The sequence below is a fragment of the Achromobacter insuavis genome, from assembly GCF_902859645.1.
GTDB lineage: Bacteria > Pseudomonadota > Gammaproteobacteria > Burkholderiales > Burkholderiaceae_B > Achromobacter > Achromobacter insuavis.
Map to the genome: position 1 here is coordinate 1 of NZ_CADIJR010000100.1, position 20,573 is coordinate 20,573.

The window sequence follows — 20,573 nt, forward strand, 5'->3', positions numbered from 1 at the left end:
CGCCGAGGCGCGGCGGCCCGAGGCCGCCAGCGTGGCGCGCCTGGCGAGCCAGGCCTGGCAGCGCGGGGAAACCGTGCCGCCGGAGCTGGCCGCGCCGCTGTACGTGCGCGACAAGGTCGCCTTCACCACCGCCGAACGCCTGCGCGGCGAGGGCGGCAATCCCAAGGCGCAGTCGACGCTGGCGCCGGTCTGCCCGCAGCCGCTGACCGACGCGGACCTGGACGAGGTCGTGGCCCTGGAGGCCAACGTCCAGGCCTTTCCCTGGACCCGCGGCAATTTCACCGACGCGCTGGCGGCCGGCTATGGCGCCTGGACGTTGCGGCGCGAGGGCCGGGTGGCGGGCTTCTGCATCCTGATGTTCGCCCCCGACGTGGCTCACCTGCTGGTGATTGCCGTGGCCCGCGACCTGCATCGGCAGGGGCTGGGCAGCGTGCTGCTCGACTGGTGCGAGCAGCAGGCGCGCGAACGCGGTCTCGAGGGCGTGCTGCTGGAAGTGCGTCCGTCCAATGTGTCGGCCGTCGAGTTCTACAAGGCCCGCGGCTACCTGCAGATCGGCCTGCGGCGCGGTTATTACCCGGCCGAGAAGGGCGGGCGCGAGGATGCGCTGGTGATGCAGAAGCGCCTGGACGCGCCTGTCGCCGCGGCGTCCGTGGGAGCGTCGGCGTGACGGCGCCCAATACCGTGCCGGCCTCGCCCGCGCCGCGCGTGAATCCGCTGCAGCGCCTGTGGCTGCGCGAGCTGGGCATGGAACGCCTGTGGCTGCGGCCGGCGCCGCAGCCGGTGGCCGTGCCCGCGCCGCAAGTCGTTGTTTCCAAAACGGATTCCCCAGTCGTCGAGCCGGCCGGCGCTGCCGCTGCGCCGGTGCGCGACGTTGCCGCGCCGCCGCCCGCGGCGGCGCAGCCGCAAGTCCAGACGCCCGTTGCCCGGGCGGCCGGCCCGGGACCGGGCCTGCGCAATGGCCCGCCTCCCAAGCCGGCGCCCAAGGCGGCGGTCGAGGAGGCCGCTCCGGCGGTCATTCCGGTCGCCGAAGCGGTCAAGAATGCCAATCTGGATGAATTGCGCGAACAGGTGCTGGCCTGCACCGCCTGTGGCCTGTGCGGCGGCCGGCGCCACGCGGTGTTCGGCCATGGCGGCCAGCCCACGCGCTGGCTGGTGGTGGGCGAGGCCCCGGGCGAGCAGGAAGACCGGCAGGGCCAGCCCTTTGTCGGCCGCTCCGGGCAATTGCTGGACGCCATGCTGTCCGCCGTCGGCATGAGCCGCGAGCGCGACGTCTTCATCGCCAACGTGATCAAGTGCCGTCCGCCGGGCAACCGCAATCCCAAGCCCGAGGAAATCGCCGCCTGCAGCCCCTACCTGATGCGCCAGATCGCGCTGCTCAAGCCCGAGCGCATCCTGGTGCTGGGCCGCTTCGCCGCCCAGACGCTGCTGGGCACGGATGCCACCATCGGCAGCCTGCGCGGCCGCGTGCACCAGATGAAAACGGACGAGGGGCGCGAGATCCCGGTGATCGTGAGCTATCACCCGGCCTACCTGCTGCGCAGCCCGGCCGAGAAGGCGCGGGCCTGGCAGGACCTGAAGCTGGCGGCCCGGCTGGTCTAGCGCCGCCGGGGCGTTGTCGGCCCCGGGCGCTGCCGGGGGACGGGGCGGGCCGCGCGGGCGGCGGCCGGCTTTTTACTGGCGCGAGTGCGAGTGTGACTGCGAGTCGAGCGCGTGACCGTGGCCTTCCTGGCCGATCTGGTCGTGCAGTTCAGGGTTGTCCGTCAGGTTGCGTTTGCTCCAGCGCATGAACACCACCATCAGCACGGCGACGACGGTGCCGAAGATCACGATGATGACGTTGATGGGCAGCTGCAGCCACAGCAGCAGCGTGTACACGGCCACCATCAGCAGGATGTTGAGCTGCTCGTTGAAATTCTGCACCGCGATCGAGTGGCCCGCCGACAGCAGCACGTGGCCGCGATGCTGCAGCAGGGCGTTCATCGGCACCACGAAAAAGCCCGCCAGCCCGCCGGTCAGCAACAGCAGCAGGTAGACGCTCCAGGGCGAGTAGACCAGCGGCATCAGCAGCACCACCAGGCCCATGGCCGCGCCCACCGGCAGCACCGACAGCGCGCGGCGCAGCGGAATGCGGCCGGCCAGGATCGAGCCCACCACCGTGCCCAGGGCGGCCACGCCCATCAGCATGGAGGCCTTGTCCAGTTGGTAGCCCAGGTGGCTGCGGCCCCATTCGATGACGATCAGCTGCAGCGTGGCGCCGGCGCCCCAGAACAGGGTGGTGACGGCCAGCGAGATCTGGCCCAGCTTGTCTTTCCAGAGGACGCGGACGTAGCCCCGGAAGGTGCCCATCAGCTTGATCGGGTTCTTCTGCTGCGGCGGATAGCGCACGTGGGTGTGCGGGATCAGCAGGTTGCACAGCGCCGCCAGCAGGTAGACGAAGGCGATCACCAGGATGGCCGCCTCGGCCGGGGTGTGCACCAGCTTGCCGATGAAGGAATGTTGCAGCAGCGCCGTGGAGACCGTGGTCGAGATCAGCAGGCCGCCGAGCACCGTGCCCAGGATGATGGAGAAGACGGTCAGGCCCTCGATCCAGCTGTTGCCCTTGACCAGCATGCTGGGGGGCAGCATTTCGGTGACGATGCCGTACTTGGCGGGGGAGTAGGCGGCGGCGCCGATGCCCACCACGCCGTAGGCGGCGCAGACCAGGTAGGTCTGGTATTCAGGCGCCACGCCGATGCTGGCGTACGAGAACATCAGCAGACAGCCGGCCACTTTCAGGGCGTTGGTCGAGAACATCACGCGGCCCTTGGGGTAGGAGTCGGCGATGGCGCCGACGAAGGCCGCCAGCACCACGTAGGCCAGCGCGAAGGACCATTTCATGATCGGGGCCAGCCAGTCGGGGCCGTGCAGTTCCTGTATCAGGGCGATCGCGGCAATGAATAGCGCGTTGTCCGCCAATGACGAGAAGGCCTGCGCGGCCATGACCAGATAGAAACCTCGTTTCAAGAATGTCCCCGTACTTTGACCTGAGCCCGGTCGGTCTGCGTGAAAATTATGCGTCTTGCGAAAAAGTGTCAGCGAGTATAGCCCGTGACGGGGGGAGGGCTATTCAGCGTTTGCCCGCGGGTTGCGGTGGGTCAGTCGCGCGGCCGCCAAGGGGGCGGGCAGTCCCCGGCTTGACCTTTGCTCACGTTTGGGGACAGACTGCCTGCGGTATCATACGACCCATACGCAAGCCGGCCCTACACGGGCCGGTTTGCAATCTGTGCGGCAGGTCCGTTAACGCCTTTCGTTCAACCCACCCCGTCGTCATCGTACTGTGCGTCTTACTCAGCTCAAACTCGCCGGCTTCAAGTCCTTCGTCGATCCCACCGTGATTCCCGTGCCCAGCCAGCTGGTGGGCGTGGTGGGTCCCAATGGCTGCGGCAAATCGAACATCATCGACGCGGTGCGCTGGGTGCTCGGCGAGGCCAAGGCCTCGGAGCTGCGCGGCGAGTCCATGCAGGACGTCATCTTCAACGGCTCGGGCAACCGCAAGCCGGCGGCCCGCGCGTCGGTCGAAATGGTGTTCGACAACAGCGAGGGCCGCGCCGCCGGGCAATGGAGCACCTACGCCGAGATCGCGGTGCGCCGCGTGCTGACGCGCGACGGCACCAGCAGCTATTTCGTCAATAACCAGCAGGTCCGGCGCCGCGACATCCATGACATCTTCCTGGGCACCGGCCTGGGCGCGCGCGGCTACGCCATCATCGGCCAGGGCATGATCAACCGCCTGATCGAGGCACGCCCCGAGGAATTGCGGGTGTTCCTGGAAGAGGCCGCCGGCGTGTCGCGCTACAAAGAGCGCCGCCGCGAGACCGAAAACCGCCTGTCCGACACGCGCGAGAACCTGACCCGCGTCGAAGACATCCTGCGCGAACTGAACAGCCAGCTGGAAAAGCTGGAGGCCCAGGCCGAGGTCGCCACCCGCTACCGCGAGCTGCAGGCCGACGGCGAAAAGAAACAGCACGCGCTGTGGTTCCTGAAGGAAACCGGCGCGCGCGAAGAGCGCGCCAGGAAGTCCCAGGAAATGGCCCAGGCCCAGAACGAGCTGGAAGCCGCCATCGCCGGCCTGCGGGCCGGCGAGGCCGCGCTCGAATCCCGGCGCCAGGCCCACTACGCCGCCAGCGACGCGGTTCACACCTCCCAGGGCGCCCTGTACGAGGCCAACGCCCAGGTCAGCCGCCTGGAGGCGGAAATCCGCCACGTGGTGGATTCCCGCAACCGCCTGCAGGCCCGCCGCGACCAGCTGCAGCAGCAGATCGCCGAATGGACCAGCCAGCGCGAGCACTGCACCGAGCAGATCGCGCAGGCCGAGGAAGACCTGGCCGCCGGCGCCGCCCGCACCGAAGAGGCGCGCGCCACCGCCGAGGACGCCCAGGCGGCGTTGCCGGCGGTCGAGCAGCGCGTGCGCGAGGCCGCTTCCGGCCGCGACGAGATGCGCGCCTCGCTGGCCCGGGTGGAGCAGAACCTGGCCCTGGTGGCGCAGACCCAGCGCGACGCCGACCGCCAGATGCAGACCCTGGAGCAGCGCCGCGAGCGCCTGCAGCAGGAACTGCGCGAATTGCACAGCCCCGATCCGGTGCGCCTGGAGCAACTGGCCGGCGACCGCGTCGCCGGCGAAGACCAGCTCGAGGAGGCCCAGGAAGCGCTGGCCACCCTCGAAGGCCAGATCCCCGACGCCGACGCCGAGCGCAGCCGCGCCCAGGCCGCCGCCCAGACCGACGCGCAGAACCTGGCGCGCCTGGAAGCCCGCCTGTCGGCGCTGGTGAAGCTGCAGGAAGACGTGCAGAAACAGGGCGCGCTGGAGCCGTGGCTGGCCAAGCACGAGCTGGCCGGGTTGTCGCGCCTGTGGCAGAAACTGCATATCGAACCGGGCTGGGAGACCGCCCTGGAAGCCGCCCTGCGCGAGCGCATGGCGTCCCTCGAGGTGCGCAGCCTGGATTGGGCCCGCGCCTTCTCCGAGGACGCGCCGCCGGCCCGCCTGGCCTTCTATCAATTGCCGGCCGCGGCTCCCGCGCCGGCCGCGCCCGCCGGCCTGACGCCGCTGGCCAGCCTGCTGCGCATCACCGATCCGGACCTGCGCACGCTGCTCAATGACTGGCTGGGCGGCATCTACACCGCCACCGATCTGGCCCAGGCCCTGGCCACCCGCGCCACGCTGCCGGCCGGCGCCGCCTGCGTGGTCAAGGCGGGCCATCTGGTCGATGCGCACAGCGTGCGCTTCTATGCCCCGGATTCCGAGCAGGCCGGCCTGCTGGCGCGCCAGCAGGAAATCGAAAACCTGCAGCGCGAGATCAAGGCCCAGCAGCTCATCACCGACCAGGCCCGCGCCGCCGTCGCCCGCGCCGAGGTCGCCTGGCAGCAGGTCAGCCAGGCCATCGCGCCGGCCCGCCAGCGGGTCGCCGAAGTCACCCGCCGGGTGCACGACATCCAGCTGGAGCACTCGCGCCTGCAGCAGCAGGCCGAGCAGTCCGGCCAGCACGCCTCGCGCCTGCGCCAGGACCTCGAAGAGATCTCGGCGCACGAAGAAGACCTGCGCGCCACCCGCGAAGAGGCCGAAGCCCGCTTCGAGGCGCTCGACGAGGAACTGGCCGAGCACCAGTCGCGCTTCGCCGACGCGGAAATGGACGGCGAGACCCTGGCCGCCCAGGCCGAGGCCGCCCGCACCCGCCTGCGCGAGCTCGAACGCGCCGCCCAGGAAGCCGAATTCGCCGAGCGCGGCATCCAGGTCCGCATCACCGACCTGCAGCGCAACCGCCAGCTGGCGGCCGACCAGAGCCAGCGCGGCGAGGTCGAACTCGAACAGTTGCTGGCCGACCTGGTCGACCTGGACGCCTCGGCCTCCCAGGCCGGCCTGCAGGACGCCCTGGAATTGCGCGCCGAGCGCGAAGAGGCGCTGTCGCGCGCGCGCCAGGAAATGGAAAACCTGGCGGCCCTGCTGCGCGGCGCCGACGAAGACCGCATGCAGCAGGAGCGCACGCTCGAGCCGCGCCGCGCCCGCATTACCGAATTGCAGTTGCAGGAACAGGCCGCGCGCCTGGCCGAAGAGCAGTTCACCGAGCAGCTCAACGCCCGCGAGGTCGACCGCGAGGCCCTGGCCCAGGACTTGGCCAACCAGCCCGACGAATGGCGCCGCGCCAGCTGGCTGCAATCGGAAGTCACGCGCATCTCGCGCCAGATCGAATCGCTCGGCTCGGTCAACCTGGCCGCGCTGGACGAACTGAACACCTCGCGCGAGCGCAAGGGCTTCCTCGACGACCAGCACCAGGACCTGATGACTGCCATCGAGACCCTGGAAGACGCGATCCGCAAGATCGACCGCGAAACCCGCGACCTGCTGCAAGAGACCTTCAACGTCGTCAACGGCCACTTCGGCGAGCTGTTCCCGAAGCTGTTCGGCGGCGGCGAGGCCAAGCTGACCATGACCGGCGAGGAAATCCTCGACGCCGGCGTGCAGGTCATGGCGCAGCCGCCGGGCAAGCGCAACAGCACCATCCACCTGCTGTCGGGCGGTGAAAAGGCGCTGACCGCCACCGCGCTGGTGTTCGCGCTGTTCAAGCTGAACCCCGCGCCGTTCTGCCTGCTGGACGAGGTGGACGCGCCGCTGGACGACGCCAATACCGAACGCTACGCCAATCTGGTCGCCAACATGAGCGAGCAGACCCAGTTCCTGTTCATCTCGCACAACAAGATCGCGATGCAGATGGCCAAGCAACTGATCGGCGTCACCATGCAAGAGCAGGGGGTTTCGCGTATCGTTGCGGTAGACATAGATTCGGCCGTCCAGATGATGGCCTCCGAAGCGGCATAAACCAATATTCAGAATGGCGCCGGCTTCATGGCGCGGGATTTACACATGAGTGATTTGCAGATCGGGCTGATTGCCCTGGGCGTCTTGCTGATACTGCTGGTGCTGGGCTTCAACTGGTGGCAGGACCGCCGCGTCCGCCGCAAGATGCAAAGCCATTTCCCCACCTCCGAGCAGGATCCGCTGCTGGGCGCGGGTGCCGCAACGGCCGCCGCCGCGGGCGGCGCGCCCGTGCGCCGCGAGCCGGGCATGGGCGACGCGCCCAAGGCGCACCCCGAGCAGCCCAAGCCGGTCGATCCGGGCAGCGATGCCGACGACGCCGAGGAACCCGATCCCGCCTGCGAGGTGGTCATCGAGATCAACTTCGCCGAGCCGGTGCGCGGCGCCGACCTGCTGCCCTACATGCAGAGCCTGCGCCAGGTGGGCCGCAAGCCCATGCGCGTGTTCGCCGAAACCGATCAACGCCGCCACCGCGCGCGCGTGCACACCGGCGAATCGTATGCCTCGATGCAGCTGGCCGTGCTGCTGGCCAACCGCAGCGGCCCGCTGACCGCCATCGAATGGTCGCAGGCCTGGGCCCGCGCCCAGGACATGGCCGAACGCTTCGACGCCACCATCGAAGGCCCCGACCAGCAGGCCGTGCTGGAACAGGCCGCGCGCCTGGACGACACCTGCGCCGCGCTGGATACCCAGGTCGGCCTGACGCTGCTGCTGGGCGCCGCCCAGCCGGCCGCCGAGGTCCTGAACGTCGCCCGCGACGCCGGCTTCGTCGCCGACGGCAACCGCCTGGCCTGGCCGGCCGAGAACGGCGTGGCCCGCTTCACCCTGGCGCGCGCCGACGGCGCCGCCTTCGACGCCGGCATGGGCGGCATCGAGCGCCTGTACCTGTTGCTCGACGTGCCCTGCAGCCCCGCCGACAGCCGCGCCTTCGGCCGCATGGTCGACGTGGGCCGCGAGCTCGCCGCACGCCTGCGCGCCGATCTGGTCGATGATCAGGGCAAGCCCCTGGCCGACGGCTCGGAAAGCGTCATCGACGAACGGTTGCAGGTGCTGTTCGGCCAGCTCGAGCAGGCTGGCCTGCCCGCCGGCAGCGAGCGAGCCCAGCGGGTGTTTGCATAATGAGCAAGGCCGGAGGGACCCCCGCGGCGGAAACCGCGGCGCGCCTGCGCGCGGAAATCGAGCAGCACAACGTCCGCTATTACGTCTACGACGACCCGTCGATCTCGGATGCCGAGTACGACCGGATGATGCGCGAGCTGCAGGATCTGGAAGCCGCCCACCCTGAACTGGTCACGCCCGAATCCCCGACCCAGCGGGTGGGGGCGGCGCCGGTATCGGCCTTCGGCAGCGTGCGCCATGCGGTGCCGATGCTGTCGCTGGGCAACGCCTTCGACAAGGAAGACGTGGTGGCGTTCGACCGCCGCGTCACCGACACGCTGCGCGGCGCGGGCCTGCTGGGCCCGGCGCAGCAGGCCGAATATTTCTGTGAACTGAAGCTCGACGGCCTGGCGATCAGCCTGCGCTACGAAGACGGCCGGCTGGTCCAGGCCGCCACTCGCGGCGATGGCCAGACGGGTGAGGACGTCACGTCCAACATCCGCACGATCAAGGCGATCCCGCTGCAGCTGACCGGCCCGGCGCCCAAGGTGCTGGAGGTGCGCGGCGAAGTGCTGATGAACCGCGCCGATTTCGAGAAGCTCAACGCCGCCCAGGCCAAGCGTGACGAGAAGGTCTTCGTCAATCCGCGCAACGCCGCCGCCGGCAGCCTGCGCCAGCTCGACCCGCGCATCACCGCCAAGCGGCCGCTGCGCTTTTTCGCCTATGGGTGGGGGGAAGTGCAGGGCCTGCCGGGCAGCCAGAGCGGATTGTTCGACGAGGCGCCGGCCGGCGCGACCGACGCCGCCGCGACCCTGCCCGAAAAATCGCACGGCGCCATGCTCGACTGGCTGGCCGCGCTCGGCCTGCCGGTCAACGTCAAGCACAACCATCGCGCCACCGGCGCCGAGGGCCTGATGGCCTTCTACGCCAAGGTCGGCGCCTTGCGCCCCGAATTGCCCTACGACATCGATGGCGTGGTCTACAAGGTGGACTCGCTGCCGGCGCAGAAGCTGCTGGGCTTCGTGGCGCGGGCGCCGCGTTTCGCGCTGGCGCACAAGTTCCCGGCCGAAGAGGCCACCACCACGCTGCTGGACATCGAGGTGCAGGTCGGCCGTACCGGCGCGATCACGCCGGTGGCCCGGCTCAAGCCGGTGTTCGTGGGCGGCGTGACCGTCACCAATGCCACGCTGCACAACGAGGACGAGATCCGCCGCAAGGATGTGCGCATCGGCGACACGGTCATCGTGCGGCGCGCCGGCGACGTGATCCCCGAAGTGGTGGGCGCGGTGCTCGAGCAGCGTCCCGCCGACGCGCGTGAATTCGTCATGCCCAAGGCCTGTCCGGTCTGCGGCTCGGCGATCGAGCGCCTGGAAGACGAAACCATCGCCCGCTGCACCGGCGGCCTGTTCTGCGCCGCGCAGCGCAAGCAGACGCTGTGGCACGCCGCCAGCCGCAAGGCGCTCGACATCGAGGGCCTGGGCGAGAAGCTGGTGGAGCAGCTGGTGGACAGCGGCCGCGTCAAATCGCTGGCCGACCTGTTCAGCCTGCGTCCGCTCGAGCTGGTGGGGCTGGACCGCATGGGCCAGAAGTCGGCCGACAATCTGGTCGAAGCCATCGACAAGGCGCGCGCCCCGGCGCTGGGACGCCTGCTGTTCGCGCTGGGCATCCGCCACGTGGGCGAGACCACGGCGCGCGACGTCGCCCGGCATTTCGGCAGCATCGAGGCCATCATGGACGCCGACGAGGACGCGCTGTCCTCGGTGCCGGACGTGGGGCCGGTGGTGGCGGGTTCGATCCGCCGCTTCTTCGCCGAGCAGCACAACCGCGAGGTGATCGACCAGCTCAAGGCGCAGGGCGTGCACCCGGTGGCCGAGGCCGTGCCCGAGGACACCACGCTGGCCGGCAAGACCTTCGTGCTGACCGGCACGCTGCCCAACTGGACGCGCGAGGAAGCCTCCATGCGCATCCAGGCCGCGGGCGGCAAGGTCAGCGGCTCGGTGTCCAAGAAGACCGCCTACCTGGTGGCCGGCGAAGACGCCGGCAGCAAGCTGACCAAGGCCCAGGAACTGGGCGTCACGGTGCTGGACGAGGACGCGCTGAAGGAACTGCTGGGCCTGTCCTGATCGCGTCGGGGCCGCGCCGCCGGCCCGTCGCCCGGCCCTGTCGAACAGGCCGCCCGCCTTCTGGCGCGCGGCCTGTTTTTCTTGCCGGCGCGACCGTCGTCATCTTCCCCCGGCGTTTCGCGCGGACAAAAAAAACCGCCCGCGCAGGGCGGGCGGTTTTCGCGGGAAGACGCCAGATTTACTGGATCTTGGCCTTTTCGCGCAGTTCCTTCTGGTAGTCGGCCAGGGTTTGCTGGCGCAGCATTTCTTCCAGTTGCGGACGGACCTGATCCAGCGGCGGGAATTCCACCGGGCGGGTGTCGTCGACCATGATGATGTGCCAGCCGAATTGGGTCTGGACCGGCTTGTCGACCAGTTGGCCCTTCTTGAGCTGGGTCACGGCCTGGGCGAAAGGCTGGACGTAGTTGGTCGGGGGAGCCCAACCCAGGTCGCCACCCTTTTCGGCGCTGCCGGGGTCCTTCGAGTTCTTCTTGGCTAGGTCGTCGAACTTGCCCTTGTTGCTCTTCAGCTGGGCCAGCAGGTCGTTGGCGGTCTTTTCGTCTTCGACCAGGATGTGACGGACCTTGTATTCCATCTTGCCGGCCTGTTCTTTCTTGATCTTGTCGTACTCGGCCGTGACCTTGGCGTCCGACACCGGGTGCTTGGCCAGGTAGTCGGCCATCAGGGCGCGGACCAGGATGCCTTGGCGGGCCAGTTCGATTTCCGTCTGGACGTCGGCCTGCTTGGCGATGCCGCCGGATTCGGCGGCTTGCACGAAGACCTGGCGGTTGATCATTTCCTGCTTGACCTGTTCACGCAGCTGGGGCGAATCGGTGGCGCCCTGGCTGACCAGCAGCTTGACGAATTGATCCAGGCTCTTCTGCGGAATGGCCTTGCCGTTGACGGTGGCGACGTTCTGGGCAAAAGCGGGCACGGCGATGACGCAGGCGGCGGCCAGCATGACGATGCGTTTCATGAATATCCTTTTACTTTCTATTTGGGAGCCTGGGCGTCTAGCGCAAGCGCATGAATCGGATAGGGGATCAAATCTTGCAAATGATGATACACCAGCCGATGTCGCGCCACGGCGGTCAGTCCTGCAAAACAGGATGCCACGATATGCACGCGATAATGGCCGGCGCCGTTTTTACTGCCTTCGTGACCGGCATGCAAATGCGAGTCGTCAAGGATGTCCAGGGAAACCGGTTCCAGGACGGCCAGGCGCTCGCGGATCAGGGCGATGCGGTCGGTGGTCTCAGACATGGCGTCGATCGTAAAGTTCCGGCGCGCGGGGCGCGCCATGAGGGGAGGGAGCCGGGCGTTCACGCCCGGCAGCAGGGTGTCAGGGCTTGGGCGGCGCGCCCGGGCCGTCCTCGGCCTGGATGTGCTTGCCCAGCCAGAGCGACTGGCCGATGACGAAGACGATCATCAGGCCCATCAGGCCGAAGGCCTTGAAGCTGACCCACTGGGATTCGGTGAAGTGCCCCGAAAACGCCACATAGAGATTGATGGCGCCAGCGAACAGGAAGAAGCCGGCCCAGATCAGGTTGAGCTTGTCCCAGGCCGCGTCCGGCAGCTGGATCTGCTTTTCCATCAGGCGGCGGATCAGGTTGCGGCCGAACAGCAGGCGGGCGAACACCAGCGCGCCGCCGAACAGCCAGTACAGCACCGTGGGCTTCCATTTGATGAAGACGTCGCTGTGCAGCCAGATGGTGGCGCCGCCGAACACCAGGATCACGGTCAGGTTGATCCAGTGCATGGCTTCGGTCGGCCGGCCGGTGACCTTGAGCCAGACGATCTGCAGCACCGCCGCCGCCATGGCCACGCCGGTGGCCACGAAGATGTCGGTGAACCGGTAGGCCAGGAAGAACAGAAACAGCGGAAAGAGGTCGAACAGGAACTTCTTCATTCTTCTATGGGTTCGAACGTCATCGACAGGGAGTTGATGCAATAGCGCAGGCCGGTGGGCTCGGGGCCGTCCGGGAAGACGTGGCCCAGGTGCGCGTCACAGACGTTGCACAGCACCTCGGTGCGCACCATGCCGTGGGTGGTGTCGCGTTCCTCGCGCACCAGTTCCGGGTCGAGCGCCTGGAAATAGCTGGGCCAGCCACAGCCGGCGTCGAACTTGGTGTCCGACGCGAATAGCGCCGTGCCACAGCCCACGCAGCGGTAGATGCCCGGGGTGAAGGTATTCCAGTAGCGCCCGGTGAACGCGCGTTCGGTACCCTTTTGGCGGGTGACGACGTATTCTTCCGGGGACAGCTGGGCCCGCCATTCGGCGTCGGTTTTGCGTACTTTATCCATATCAGCTCTTGGAGTCCCGATGCCCGAAATGGTTCGGGCATAATCCCGCCCCATGTTAATCGAGTTTGACCAGGCGATTGTATCGACGCCCCAGACCACAGTGTTGCGCGGGGTGAGCGTGGCGCTGGCCGGGCGCCGGGTCGGCATCGTCGGCCCCAACGGCGCCGGCAAGAGCACGCTGGCGCGGCTGGTCAACGGCCTGGTGCTGCCGACCTCCGGCAGCGTGCGCGTGAGCGGCCTGGATACCCGGCACGAATTGAAGGCGGTGCGCCGCCAGGTCGGCTTCGTGTTCCAGAACCCCGAGAACCAAATCGTCTTCCCGATCGTGCGCGAGGACCTGGCGTTCGGCCTGAAACACCTGGAACCCGAGCGCGCGCAACGCGAGGCCCGCATCGAGGCCGCGCTGGCCGACCTGGGCGTGGCCCACCTGGCGGACCGCACCAGCCACACCCTGTCCGGCGGCGAGCGCCAGCTGGTGGCGCTGGCGGCGGTGCTGGTGATGCGGCCGGGGCTGGTGGTGTTCGACGAACCCACCACCCAGCTGGACCTGCGCAACCGCAACCGGGTGCGCGACGCCATCGCCGCCATGCCGCAGGACGCCATCGTGGTCAGCCACGACCTGGCGCTGCTGGAAGACTTCGAGCGGGTGCTGGTGATCCAGGACGGCGCCATTGCCGCCGACGACCAGCCGGCCGCCGCGCTGCGCTGGTACCGGAATCACTGCGCGTGATCGAGCCCTTATATATCCCTGGCGACTCGCCGCTGCACCGGCTGCCCGCCGGCCTGAAGCTGCTGGCGCTGGCCGCGGCCGGCGCCGGGCTGTTCCTGGTGCGCGATCCCGCCCTCCTGGCGGGCGCCTGCGCGGTCGCCGGCCTGCTGCTGTGGTGCGCCGGCGCCACGCCCGGCGGCGTCTGGCGCCAGGTGCGCGGCCTGGTCTGGGTGTTGCTGGCCGTCGGCACGTTCACGGCCTGGTTCCAGGGCTGGCGCGAGGCGCTGGCCGTACTCCTGCGCATCGCCGCGATGGTCGGGCTGGCGCTGGCGGTGACGCTGTCGACCCGCAGCTCGGATCTGATCGCCGTGTGCGAGCGGGTGCTGATGCCGCTGCAGCGCATCGGCCTGCTGGACGCCGGCAAGGTCTCGCTGGCGTTGGCGCTGGCCTTGCGCTTCGTGCCCGAGATATGGCGCAATTTCCACGAGATCCGCGAGGCCCAGGCGGCCCGCGGGCTGGGCGCCAACCCGGTGGCGCTGATCGTGCCGCTGGTGGTGCTGACGCTGAAGCGGGCGCAGGAAGTGGCCGAGGCCATCGACGCCCGCAGCCTGTGACGTTCCGACTGCCTTCCTGATTCCCCCGTCCCGCTAGATAGAAAGGGCATTGCAATGAAATCCAACAACACTGTGCTGGTGGCGCTGTTCGCCGCGCTGATCGTGGTGCTGAGCCTGATTCCGCCGATCCCGCTGCCCGGCATTCCCGTGCCGATCACGCTGCAGACGCTGGGCGCCATGCTGGCCGGCGCCATGCTGGGGCCGGGGCGCGGCGCGCTGGCCTGCCTGCTGTACCTGGCGCTGGCGGCCATCGGCCTGCCGGTGCTGCCGGGCGGGCGCGGCGGCCTGGGGGCGTTCTTCGGGCCGACCGGCGGTTTCCTGGTGGGGCTGGTGGCGGGCGCGTTCGTGACCGGCTGGCTGGCGCGGCGCCTGGCGGGCAGGGCGACGGGCTTCGGCGGCCAACTGGCCGGCTGCGCCATTGCCTGCGTCATCGGCGGCATCGCCGTGGTCTACGCCTTCGGCGTGCCGTGGCTGGCGACGGTCACCAAGATGGGGCTGGCCAAGGCCGCGCTGGCGGTGGCGGTGTTCGTGCCGGGCGATCTGATCAAGGCGGCGCTGGCGGCGTGGGTGGCGACGCGGGTCGAGCGGGTGTGGCCGATGCGCGGCCGCTGAACGCCGTGCGGGCGGTCGTGGTCCAAGGGAATCCCCCAACTGACGCCCGCGAGGCTTTCAAGTACAAGTTCGCCATTAACGAATGCGTTTGCTGAATTGTGGTTTCTGTAGCACGTCAGGGATTTACCGTAGTTGCGCGAGGTCATCTGATACTGTTTTAACCCTATAATATTTTTTTCTGTATAACTTTAACTAGGCTCGCTTCCGCCTCGTCCGGGGCAAAAAAAGAGCCACCACAGGAGACAAAACATGCGCAAGCACTTCGGCTTGTCCGCGGCCGCCGCCGCCGTTGCCCTGACCCTGCCGCTGCTGGCCAGCGCCCAGGTCAAGGTGGGTGTGACGGTGTCCAGCACCGGCCCCGCCGCGTCGCTGGGCATCCCCGAGCGCAACACCGTCGCGCTGCTGCCCAAGGAAGTGGCCGGCCAGAAGATCGAGTGGATCGTCCTGGACGACGCCACCGACACGACCCAAGCCGTCAAGAACTCGCGCAAGCTGGCGTCCGACGACAAGGTCGACGTGCTGATCGGCACGTCGGTCACGCCGGGCTCGCTGGCCATGGTGGACGTGGCCGCCGAAGCCAAGGTGCCGATGATCAGCGTGGCCGCCAGCGCCAAGATCGTCGAACCCGTGGACGACAAGCGCCGCTGGGTCTTCAAGACCCCGCAGAACGACGCCCTGATGGCTGGCGCGCTGGCCGACGCCATGGCCAAGTCCAAGGTCAAGACGCTGGGCTTCATCGGCTTTGCCGACGCCTACGGCGACGGCTGGCTGGATGTGATGCAGAAGGCCGCCAAGGCCAAGGGCATCGAGATCGTCTCCATCGAGAAATACAGCCGCACCGACACCAGCGTCACCGGCCAGGTGCTCAAGCTGATCGGCGCCAAGCCCGACGCCATCCTGATCGCCGGCGCCGGCACCCCGTCCGCGCTGCCGCAAAAGGAACTGAAGGCCCGCAACTACGGCGGCACCATCTACCAGACCCACGGCGCCGCCAACAACGACGTGCTGCGCGTCTGCGGCAAGGACTGCGACGGCATGTACCTGCCGGCCGGCCCGCTGCTGGTCGCGGCCCAACTGCCCGACAGCAACCCGGTCAAGAAGTCGGCCCTGGCCTACGTCGAGACCTACGAGAAGGCCAACGGCGCTGGTTCGACCAACACCTTCGGCGGCCACATGTGGGATGCCGGCCAGCTGGTCGTGGCCGCGCTGCCCGTGGCCCTGAAGACCGGCGCCAAGCCGGGCACGCCGGAGTTCCGCGCCGCCATGCGCGACGCCCTGGAGAACATCAAGGACCTGCCCGCGTCGCAAGGCGTGTTCAACATGTCGCCGACCGACCACGCCGGCTTTGACGAGCGTTCGCGCGTCATCGTCAAGGTGGAAGGCGGCAAGTGGGTCTACCAGCCCGGCCTGTAATCCCCCTGGATTGCCCGATCCACGGGCGCCTCTTGTGGTGCCCGAGCAATGCTTCGCACCGGCCTCTCCGGCCGGTGTGTCGTATCAGTGTTCCGGGCGGGGTCGGAACACCAAGAATCAATAAGGTTGTTAGATGGATTCCTCAATTGCGCTGATTCTGCTGCAAGACGGTATCGTCAACGGCGCCATCTATGCCCTGCTGGGCATGGCGCTGGTGCTGGTGTTCGCCGTTACGCGCGTCATTTTCATTCCCCAGGGCGAGTTTGTGGCGTTCGGCGCCCTGACGCTCGCGATGCTGGTGGACGGCAAGGTGCCCGGCACCGCCTATCTCTTACCGCTGCTGGGCGCCGTGTGCCTGGCGCTTGAACTGCTGCGCGCGCTGCGGACCCGCAGCGCGGCAGGCCTGCCCAAGGCCCTGGTGACCTGTCTCGTCCTGCCGCTCGCGCTGCTGTGGCTGACGGTCACCTACACCGCCGCCGGCAATTCCCTGTGGCTCAACATGCTGTTGACGCTGCTGCTGGTGATCCCGATGGGCCCGATGGTCTATCGCATCGTCTACCAGCCGCTGGCCGAGGCCACCGTGCTGGTGCTGCTGATTGTCTCGGTGGCGGTGCACTTCGCGCTGACCGGCCTGGCCCTGGTGTTCTTCGGCGCCGAAGGCTGGCGCACGCCCGCGTTCGTGAGCGGCCAGGTCGACCTGGGCTTCACCACCTGGTCGGCGCAGAGCCTGTTCGTGGTCGCGACCTGCGCGCTGCTGATCATCGCGCTGTGGCTGTTCTTCGGCAAGACGCTGTACGGCCGCGCGCTGCGCGCCACCGCCGTCAACCGCCGCGGCGCTCGCCTGGTGGGCATCAGCACCACCATGTCGGGCAGCCTGACCTTCACGCTGGCCACCGCCATCGGCGCCATGTCCGGCATGCTGATCGCGCCCATCACCACGGTCTACTACGACACGGGCTTCCTGATCGGCCTGAAAGGCTTCGTCGGCGCCATCATCGGCGGCCTGGCCAGCTACCCCGTGGCGGCCGCCGGCTCGCTGCTGGTGGGCGTGCTGGAATCGTTCTCGTCCTTCTGGGCCAGCGCCTACAAGGAAGTGATCGTCTTCACCTTGATTATCCCGGTTCTGGTCTGGCGTTCGTTCAGCACCCATCACGTGGACGAAGAGGAATAAACGCCATGAACCGCATTCTGCTTGCCGTCTTCATCGTCGTCCTGGCGGGGCTGCCGCTGCTGCCGGTCACGCCCGAGTTCTGGGTGACGCAATTGAACTACATCGGGCTGGCCAGCCTGGTGGTGCTGGGGCTGGTGCTGCTGACCGGCGTCGGCGGCCTGACCTCGTTCGGCCAGGCCGCGTTCGTCGGCCTGGGCGCGTACACCACCGCCTACCTGACCACGCAATACGACGTGTCGCCCTGGCTGGCGCTGCCCGCCGGCCTGATCCTGACCGCCGTGGTGGCGTACCTGCTGGGCGCGATCACGCTGCGCCTGTCGGGCCACTACCTGCCGCTGGGCACCATCGCCTGGGGCCTGTCGCTGTACTTCCTGTTCGGCAACCTGGACTGGCTGGGCAAGCATGACGGCATCGCCGGCATCGAGCCCATCAGCATCTTCGGCATGTCGCTGGCCAGCGGCCGCCACATCTACTACCTGATCTGGGTGTTCGTGCTGCTGGCGCTGTGGGCGACCCGCAACCTGCTGAACTCGCGTCCCGGCCGCGCCATCCGCGCGCTCAAGAGCGGCGCCGGCATGGCCGAGTCGATGGGCGTGAACACGGCCGCCTACAAGGTCGTGATCTTCGTCTGGGCCGCGCTGCTGGCCTGCGTCTCGGGCTGGCTCTACGCGCACATGCAGCGCGCCGTCAGCCCCAGCCCGTTCGGCATCAACTACGGCATCGAGTACCTGTTCATGGCCGTGGTCGGCGGCGCCGGCTACGTTTGGGGCGCGCTGCTCGGCTCCAGCGTCATCCTGGTGCTGAAGGACCAGCTGCAGAACCTGCTGCCCAAGCTGCTGGACACCAACGCCAACTTCGAGATGATCGTCTTCGGCGTGCTGCTGATCCTGATGCTGCAATACGCCCGCAACGGCCTCTGGCCGATCCTGGCGGGCTGGTGGGGCAGCATCACCGGCGCCGACGGCTCGCGCCGCAACCTGGCCCCGCCCAAGCCGGCGCCGGCGCTGCCGCTGCGCGCGCGGCCGCAGGCCGGGCAGGTGGTGCTGGAAGTGGACGCCATCCGCAAGGAATTCGGCGGCCTGGTCGCCGTCAACGACATCAGCTTCAAGGTCCGCTCCGGCGAGATCATGGGCCTGATCGGCCCCAACGGCGCCGGCAAGAGCACCACCTTCAACCTGATCAGCGGCGTGCTGCCGGTGACGCGCGGCCAGGTCACGTTCATGGGCGAGCGCATCGACAGCCGCTCGGCGCGCGAGATCGCCAAGCTGGGGGTGGGCCGCACCTTCCAGCACGTGCAGCTGCTGCCGGGCATGACGGTGCTGGAAAACGTCGCGCTGGGCGCGCACCTGCGCTCCGATGTGGGCGTGTGGGCCGGCGCCCTGCACACCGACCGCGCACGCGAGGCGCAGCTGCTGCACGAGGCCGCCGAGCAGATCAAGCGCGTCGGCCTGGGCGAATATCTCTACGAGCAGGCGGGCAATCTGGCGCTGGGCCAGCAACGCATCCTGGAAATCGCGCGGGCCCTGGCCAGCGATCCGGTGCTGCTGTTGCTGGACGAGCCGGCCGCCGGCCTGCGCTACAAGGAAAAGCAGGACCTGGCGCGCGTGCTGGAACAGTTGCGCGCCGAGGGCATGAGCATTCTGCTGGTGGAACACGACATGGATTTTGTGATGCGCCTGACCAACCACCTGGTGGTGATGGATTTCGGCACCAAGCTGGCCGAAGGCGTGCCGGCCGAGGTGCAACAGAACCCGGCGGTGCTGGAAGCCTACCTGGGCGGCATCGACGACGACCTGCCCGAAGCCGACCAGGCCAAGCCGGTGTCCGCGGGAGGCGTGCAATGACGACGTCCAAACCCGTTCTCGAAGTCAGCAACCTGTCGGCCCGCTACGGCAAGGTCGGCGCGCTGGCCGGCGCCACGCTGACGGTCCCGGCCGGCAGCATCGTCACCGTGATCGGCGCCAACGGCGCCGGCAAGTCCACCATGCTGAACGCCATGATGGGCGCCTTGCCCCAGACCGGCCACGCGGCCGGCACGGTGCAATACGCCGGCAGCGACGTGTCGAGCTGGCCAGTCGAGCGCCGCGTCGCCGCCGGCATGTCGCTGGTGCCCGAGCGGCGCGAGCTGTTCGGCAGCATGTCGGTCGAAGACAACCTGCTGCTGGGCGGTTTCCGCCGCTACCGCGCCCGCGAAAGCGGCTGGCGCGACACGCTCAACGAAGTCTTCGACCTGTTCCCGCGCCTGCGCGAACGCCGCGCCCAGCAGGCCGGCACGCTGTCGGGCGGCGAGCGCCAGATGCTGGCGGTCGGCCGCGCGCTGATGGCCAAGCCGGCGCTGCTGATGCTGGACGAGCCCAGCCTGGGCCTGGCGCCGCGCATCGTGCGCGAGATCTTCCACATCATCGCGCGCCTGCGCGAGACCGGCGTGGCGATCCTGCTGGTGGAGCAGAACGCGCGCGCGGCGCTGCAGGTGGCCGACTACGGCTACGTGCTCGAAACCGGCGAAGTCATCCTGCACGGCCCGGCGCGCGAGCTGGCCGGCGATCCCAAGGTGATCGAGAGCTATCTCGGCCTGGGCAAGGGCGCGGAGCAGGCCGAGGCCTGATGCCCAAGGCGAGGCGGACGCGTCAGTCCGCCTCGCGTTCAAATACTTCGACCACGCGGAAGCGTTCGCACACCAGCAGCAGGTCCGGCGCGTAGCCGCCATTGCGGTCGAAATAGGCGATGTGTTCGGCGCGCCAGACGTCGTAGGGCCCTTCGCCCTCGGCCAGGGCGAAGGCTTCGTCCACCTCGTCGAAGCGCTGGATCACGATACTGAGCGTCTCGATGGCGCAGGCCGGACGGCCGCGGCCGTCCAGCACCACGTCGCGCCGGCCCGGCTCGGGCACCGGTTCCTTCTCGTCGAAGTCGCGCAGCGCGCCGCAGGTGGCCGTCTTGGCGCCGGACAGCACCAATGCCAGCAGTTCGTCGGCCAGTTCGGGCGAATCGCCGAACTGGAAGGTCACGGCGTTTTCGTAAGGGGCGGGCGGTTTCATGCCGGCAGCGTCCAATGCAGAATCAGTTCCTGGCCCATCGCGGGGTCGGAGGTGGAGGGGGCGCCGGTCTCGAGGCGTCCAGCCATACGGCGGATGAAGCCGGGCGCGTCGTCGGCGCGCACGCTGAAGTCGTACCAGCCGCCGCTGGCGGCCAGGTCCCAGGCCAGGGTGGCGCCGACGCCGGGTTCCAGCGCCGGTTCATGGTGGCCGGCGTAGCCGTAGGCGTTGGCTTCGACCTGGAAGCCGCGCGGCAGCGTGCCCGGGTTGTGCAGCTTCAGGCGCAAGGTCGGCCCGGCGGGATCGCAGATGGCCTCGACCGACAGCGGCTCGGTGTCCGCGTGCAGCCGGCCCGCGACGTGGCGATGAAAGCCATTGGGGCCGAGCAGCCACAGATCGTAGCGGCCGTCGTTGCCCGCCACGGGCCAGCTGGCTTCCAGATGCCTGCCGGCCTCGAGGGTGTAGCGGCGCGGGCCGTCCTCCAGGCGCAGGCGGTCGTACACATGCAGCACGGCGCCGGCGGCGCCGCTGTTGTCCATGCGCAGCGTGATGCTGTCCTTGCCGGCGCGGGCCTGCGCCGACAGCGCGTACGGCAGCGCCCGCGACGGCCGGATGCCGGCCTGCTGACGCGCCAGCGCGGGCCGCTCGGGCGCGGGCGGCGTGATGGTGCC

The 20,573-nt window shown here is 68.8% G+C and carries 19 protein-coding genes; 12 read left to right on the forward strand and 7 right to left on the reverse strand.

Features of this window, described 5'->3' with window-relative positions; genetic code table 11:
• Window positions 1-667: ribosomal protein S18-alanine N-acetyltransferase (rimI, locus tag H0523_RS28620; RefSeq protein WP_257225181.1), on the forward strand; the 667-nt coding region annotated here is incomplete at its 5' end.
• A complete protein-coding gene (locus H0523_RS28625; protein WP_082385486.1) occupies window positions 664-1,599 on the forward strand; it encodes a uracil-DNA glycosylase in 936 nt (311 codons plus the stop codon). The genes rimI and H0523_RS28625, both read left to right, overlap by 4 nt.
• Window positions 1,600-1,671: 72 nt before the next feature.
• On the opposite strand, the gene lplT is transcribed toward H0523_RS28625, so the two are convergent.
• The gene (gene lplT / locus H0523_RS28630) at window positions 1,672-3,003 is read right to left on the reverse strand and encodes a lysophospholipid transporter LplT (protein ID WP_054429639.1); all 1,332 of its coding nucleotides are present in this window, start codon (window positions 3,001-3,003) and stop codon (window positions 1,672-1,674) included.
• A 313-nt stretch (window positions 3,004-3,316) separates the two neighbouring features.
• Between lplT and smc the strand changes: the two genes are divergently transcribed.
• Genes smc through ligA form a run of 3 tightly spaced genes read left to right on the forward strand, consistent with a single transcriptional unit; the run spans window position 3,317 to window position 10,068 of the window.
• Window positions 3,317-6,850: a chromosome segregation protein SMC gene (smc, locus tag H0523_RS28635; RefSeq protein WP_054429638.1), complete on the forward strand. Its 3,534-nt coding sequence runs from the start codon at window positions 3,317-3,319 to the stop codon at window positions 6,848-6,850.
• Window positions 6,851-6,895: 45 nt separating this feature from the next.
• The gene (locus H0523_RS28640; protein WP_054429637.1) at window positions 6,896-7,966 is read left to right on the forward strand and encodes a cell division protein ZipA C-terminal FtsZ-binding domain-containing protein; all 1,071 of its coding nucleotides are present in this window, start codon (window positions 6,896-6,898) and stop codon (window positions 7,964-7,966) included.
• Entirely contained in the window at window positions 7,966-10,068 is a 2,103-nt protein-coding gene (gene ligA, locus H0523_RS28645) for an NAD-dependent DNA ligase LigA (protein ID WP_054429636.1), read from the forward strand. The genes H0523_RS28640 and ligA overlap by 1 nt, the downstream gene beginning before the upstream one ends.
• Before the next feature lie 178 nt (window positions 10,069-10,246).
• Here ligA and H0523_RS28650 read toward each other — a convergent pair whose 3' ends face one another.
• From H0523_RS28650 to msrB, 4 genes are all read right to left on the reverse strand, one after another.
• Entirely contained in the window at window positions 10,247-11,023 is a 777-nt protein-coding gene (locus tag H0523_RS28650; RefSeq protein WP_006393432.1) for a peptidylprolyl isomerase, read from the reverse strand.
• 17 nt (window positions 11,024-11,040) lie between these two features.
• The gene (locus H0523_RS28655; protein WP_054460648.1) at window positions 11,041-11,310 is read right to left on the reverse strand and encodes a BolA family protein; all 270 of its coding nucleotides are present in this window, start codon (window positions 11,308-11,310) and stop codon (window positions 11,041-11,043) included.
• 79 nt (window positions 11,311-11,389) lie between these two features.
• Window positions 11,390-11,956 carry a septation protein A gene (locus H0523_RS28660; protein WP_054429635.1) on the reverse strand — a complete coding sequence of 189 codons (567 nt, stop codon included), beginning with the start codon at window positions 11,954-11,956 and terminating at the stop codon, window positions 11,390-11,392.
• Window positions 11,953-12,351, reverse strand: coding sequence for a peptide-methionine (R)-S-oxide reductase MsrB (gene msrB / locus H0523_RS28665; protein ID WP_054429633.1), 399 nt, complete (start codon window positions 12,349-12,351; stop codon window positions 11,953-11,955). Before msrB ends, H0523_RS28660 begins: the two co-directional genes overlap by 4 nt.
• Before the next feature lie 52 nt (window positions 12,352-12,403).
• Between msrB and H0523_RS28670 the strand changes: the two genes are divergently transcribed.
• From H0523_RS28670 to H0523_RS28700, 7 genes are all read left to right on the forward strand, one after another.
• A complete protein-coding gene (locus H0523_RS28670; RefSeq protein ID WP_054429632.1) occupies window positions 12,404-13,081 on the forward strand; it encodes an energy-coupling factor ABC transporter ATP-binding protein in 678 nt (225 codons plus the stop codon).
• Window positions 13,078-13,674 (forward strand): energy-coupling factor transporter transmembrane component T family protein, encoded by a 597-nt coding sequence (locus H0523_RS28675; protein WP_054429630.1) that lies wholly within the window; start codon window positions 13,078-13,080, stop codon window positions 13,672-13,674. Before H0523_RS28670 ends, H0523_RS28675 begins: the two co-directional genes overlap by 4 nt.
• A 54-nt stretch (window positions 13,675-13,728) precedes the next feature.
• Window positions 13,729-14,286, forward strand: a complete 558-nt coding sequence (locus H0523_RS28680) for a biotin transporter BioY (RefSeq protein WP_054429628.1) — start codon at window positions 13,729-13,731, stop codon at window positions 14,284-14,286.
• Between the two features lie 249 nt (window positions 14,287-14,535).
• The gene (locus H0523_RS28685) at window positions 14,536-15,699 is read left to right on the forward strand and encodes an ABC transporter substrate-binding protein (protein WP_054429627.1); all 1,164 of its coding nucleotides are present in this window, start codon (window positions 14,536-14,538) and stop codon (window positions 15,697-15,699) included.
• Between the two features lie 133 nt (window positions 15,700-15,832).
• Complete coding sequence (locus tag H0523_RS28690) at window positions 15,833-16,870, forward strand: branched-chain amino acid ABC transporter permease (protein ID WP_054429625.1); 1,038 nt, start codon at window positions 15,833-15,835, stop codon at window positions 16,868-16,870.
• A gap of 5 nt (window positions 16,871-16,875) precedes the next feature.
• Entirely contained in the window at window positions 16,876-18,714 is a 1,839-nt protein-coding gene (locus H0523_RS28695; RefSeq protein ID WP_054429623.1) for a branched-chain amino acid ABC transporter ATP-binding protein/permease, read from the forward strand.
• The gene (locus H0523_RS28700) at window positions 18,711-19,475 is read left to right on the forward strand and encodes an ABC transporter ATP-binding protein (RefSeq protein WP_054429622.1); all 765 of its coding nucleotides are present in this window, start codon (window positions 18,711-18,713) and stop codon (window positions 19,473-19,475) included. The genes H0523_RS28695 and H0523_RS28700 overlap by 4 nt, the downstream gene beginning before the upstream one ends.
• A gap of 22 nt (window positions 19,476-19,497) precedes the next feature.
• On the opposite strand, the gene H0523_RS28705 is transcribed toward H0523_RS28700, so the two are convergent.
• Together H0523_RS28705 and H0523_RS28710 are read right to left on the reverse strand one after the other, a co-directional pair.
• Window positions 19,498-19,905 carry an ASCH domain-containing protein gene (locus H0523_RS28705; RefSeq protein WP_054429621.1) on the reverse strand — a complete coding sequence of 136 codons (408 nt, stop codon included), beginning with the start codon at window positions 19,903-19,905 and terminating at the stop codon, window positions 19,498-19,500.
• Window positions 19,902-20,573, reverse strand: a 672-nt coding sequence (locus H0523_RS28710) for a phospholipase domain-containing protein (protein ID WP_180180229.1), incomplete at its 5' end; no start/stop codon positions are given. The genes H0523_RS28710 and H0523_RS28705, both read right to left, overlap by 4 nt.

What these genes read in the sequence shown, in the direction of transcription:
- H0523_RS28640 (WP_054429637.1), top strand. Translation starts at nt 6,896, where the DNA reads ATGAGTGATTTGCAGATCGGGCTGATTGCCCTGGGCGTCTTGCTGATA.
- ligA (WP_054429636.1), top strand. Translation starts at nt 7,966, where the DNA reads ATGAGCAAGGCCGGAGGGACCCCCGCGGCGGAAACCGCGGCGCGCCTG.
- H0523_RS28650 (WP_006393432.1), bottom strand. Translation starts at nt 11,023, where the DNA reads ATGAAACGCATCGTCATGCTGGCCGCCGCCTGCGTCATCGCCGTGCCC.
- H0523_RS28655 (WP_054460648.1), bottom strand. Translation starts at nt 11,310, where the DNA reads ATGTCTGAGACCACCGACCGCATCGCCCTGATCCGCGAGCGCCTGGCC.
- H0523_RS28660 (WP_054429635.1), bottom strand. Translation starts at nt 11,956, where the DNA reads ATGAAGAAGTTCCTGTTCGACCTCTTTCCGCTGTTTCTGTTCTTCCTG.
- msrB (WP_054429633.1), bottom strand. Translation starts at nt 12,351, where the DNA reads ATGGATAAAGTACGCAAAACCGACGCCGAATGGCGGGCCCAGCTGTCC.
- H0523_RS28670 (WP_054429632.1), top strand. Translation starts at nt 12,404, where the DNA reads ATGTTAATCGAGTTTGACCAGGCGATTGTATCGACGCCCCAGACCACA.
- H0523_RS28680 (WP_054429628.1), top strand. Translation starts at nt 13,729, where the DNA reads ATGAAATCCAACAACACTGTGCTGGTGGCGCTGTTCGCCGCGCTGATC.
- H0523_RS28685 (WP_054429627.1), top strand. Translation starts at nt 14,536, where the DNA reads ATGCGCAAGCACTTCGGCTTGTCCGCGGCCGCCGCCGCCGTTGCCCTG.
- H0523_RS28690 (WP_054429625.1), top strand. Translation starts at nt 15,833, where the DNA reads ATGGATTCCTCAATTGCGCTGATTCTGCTGCAAGACGGTATCGTCAAC.
- H0523_RS28695 (WP_054429623.1), top strand. Translation starts at nt 16,876, where the DNA reads ATGAACCGCATTCTGCTTGCCGTCTTCATCGTCGTCCTGGCGGGGCTG.
- H0523_RS28700 (WP_054429622.1), top strand. Translation starts at nt 18,711, where the DNA reads ATGACGACGTCCAAACCCGTTCTCGAAGTCAGCAACCTGTCGGCCCGC.
- H0523_RS28705 (WP_054429621.1), bottom strand. Translation starts at nt 19,905, where the DNA reads ATGAAACCGCCCGCCCCTTACGAAAACGCCGTGACCTTCCAGTTCGGC.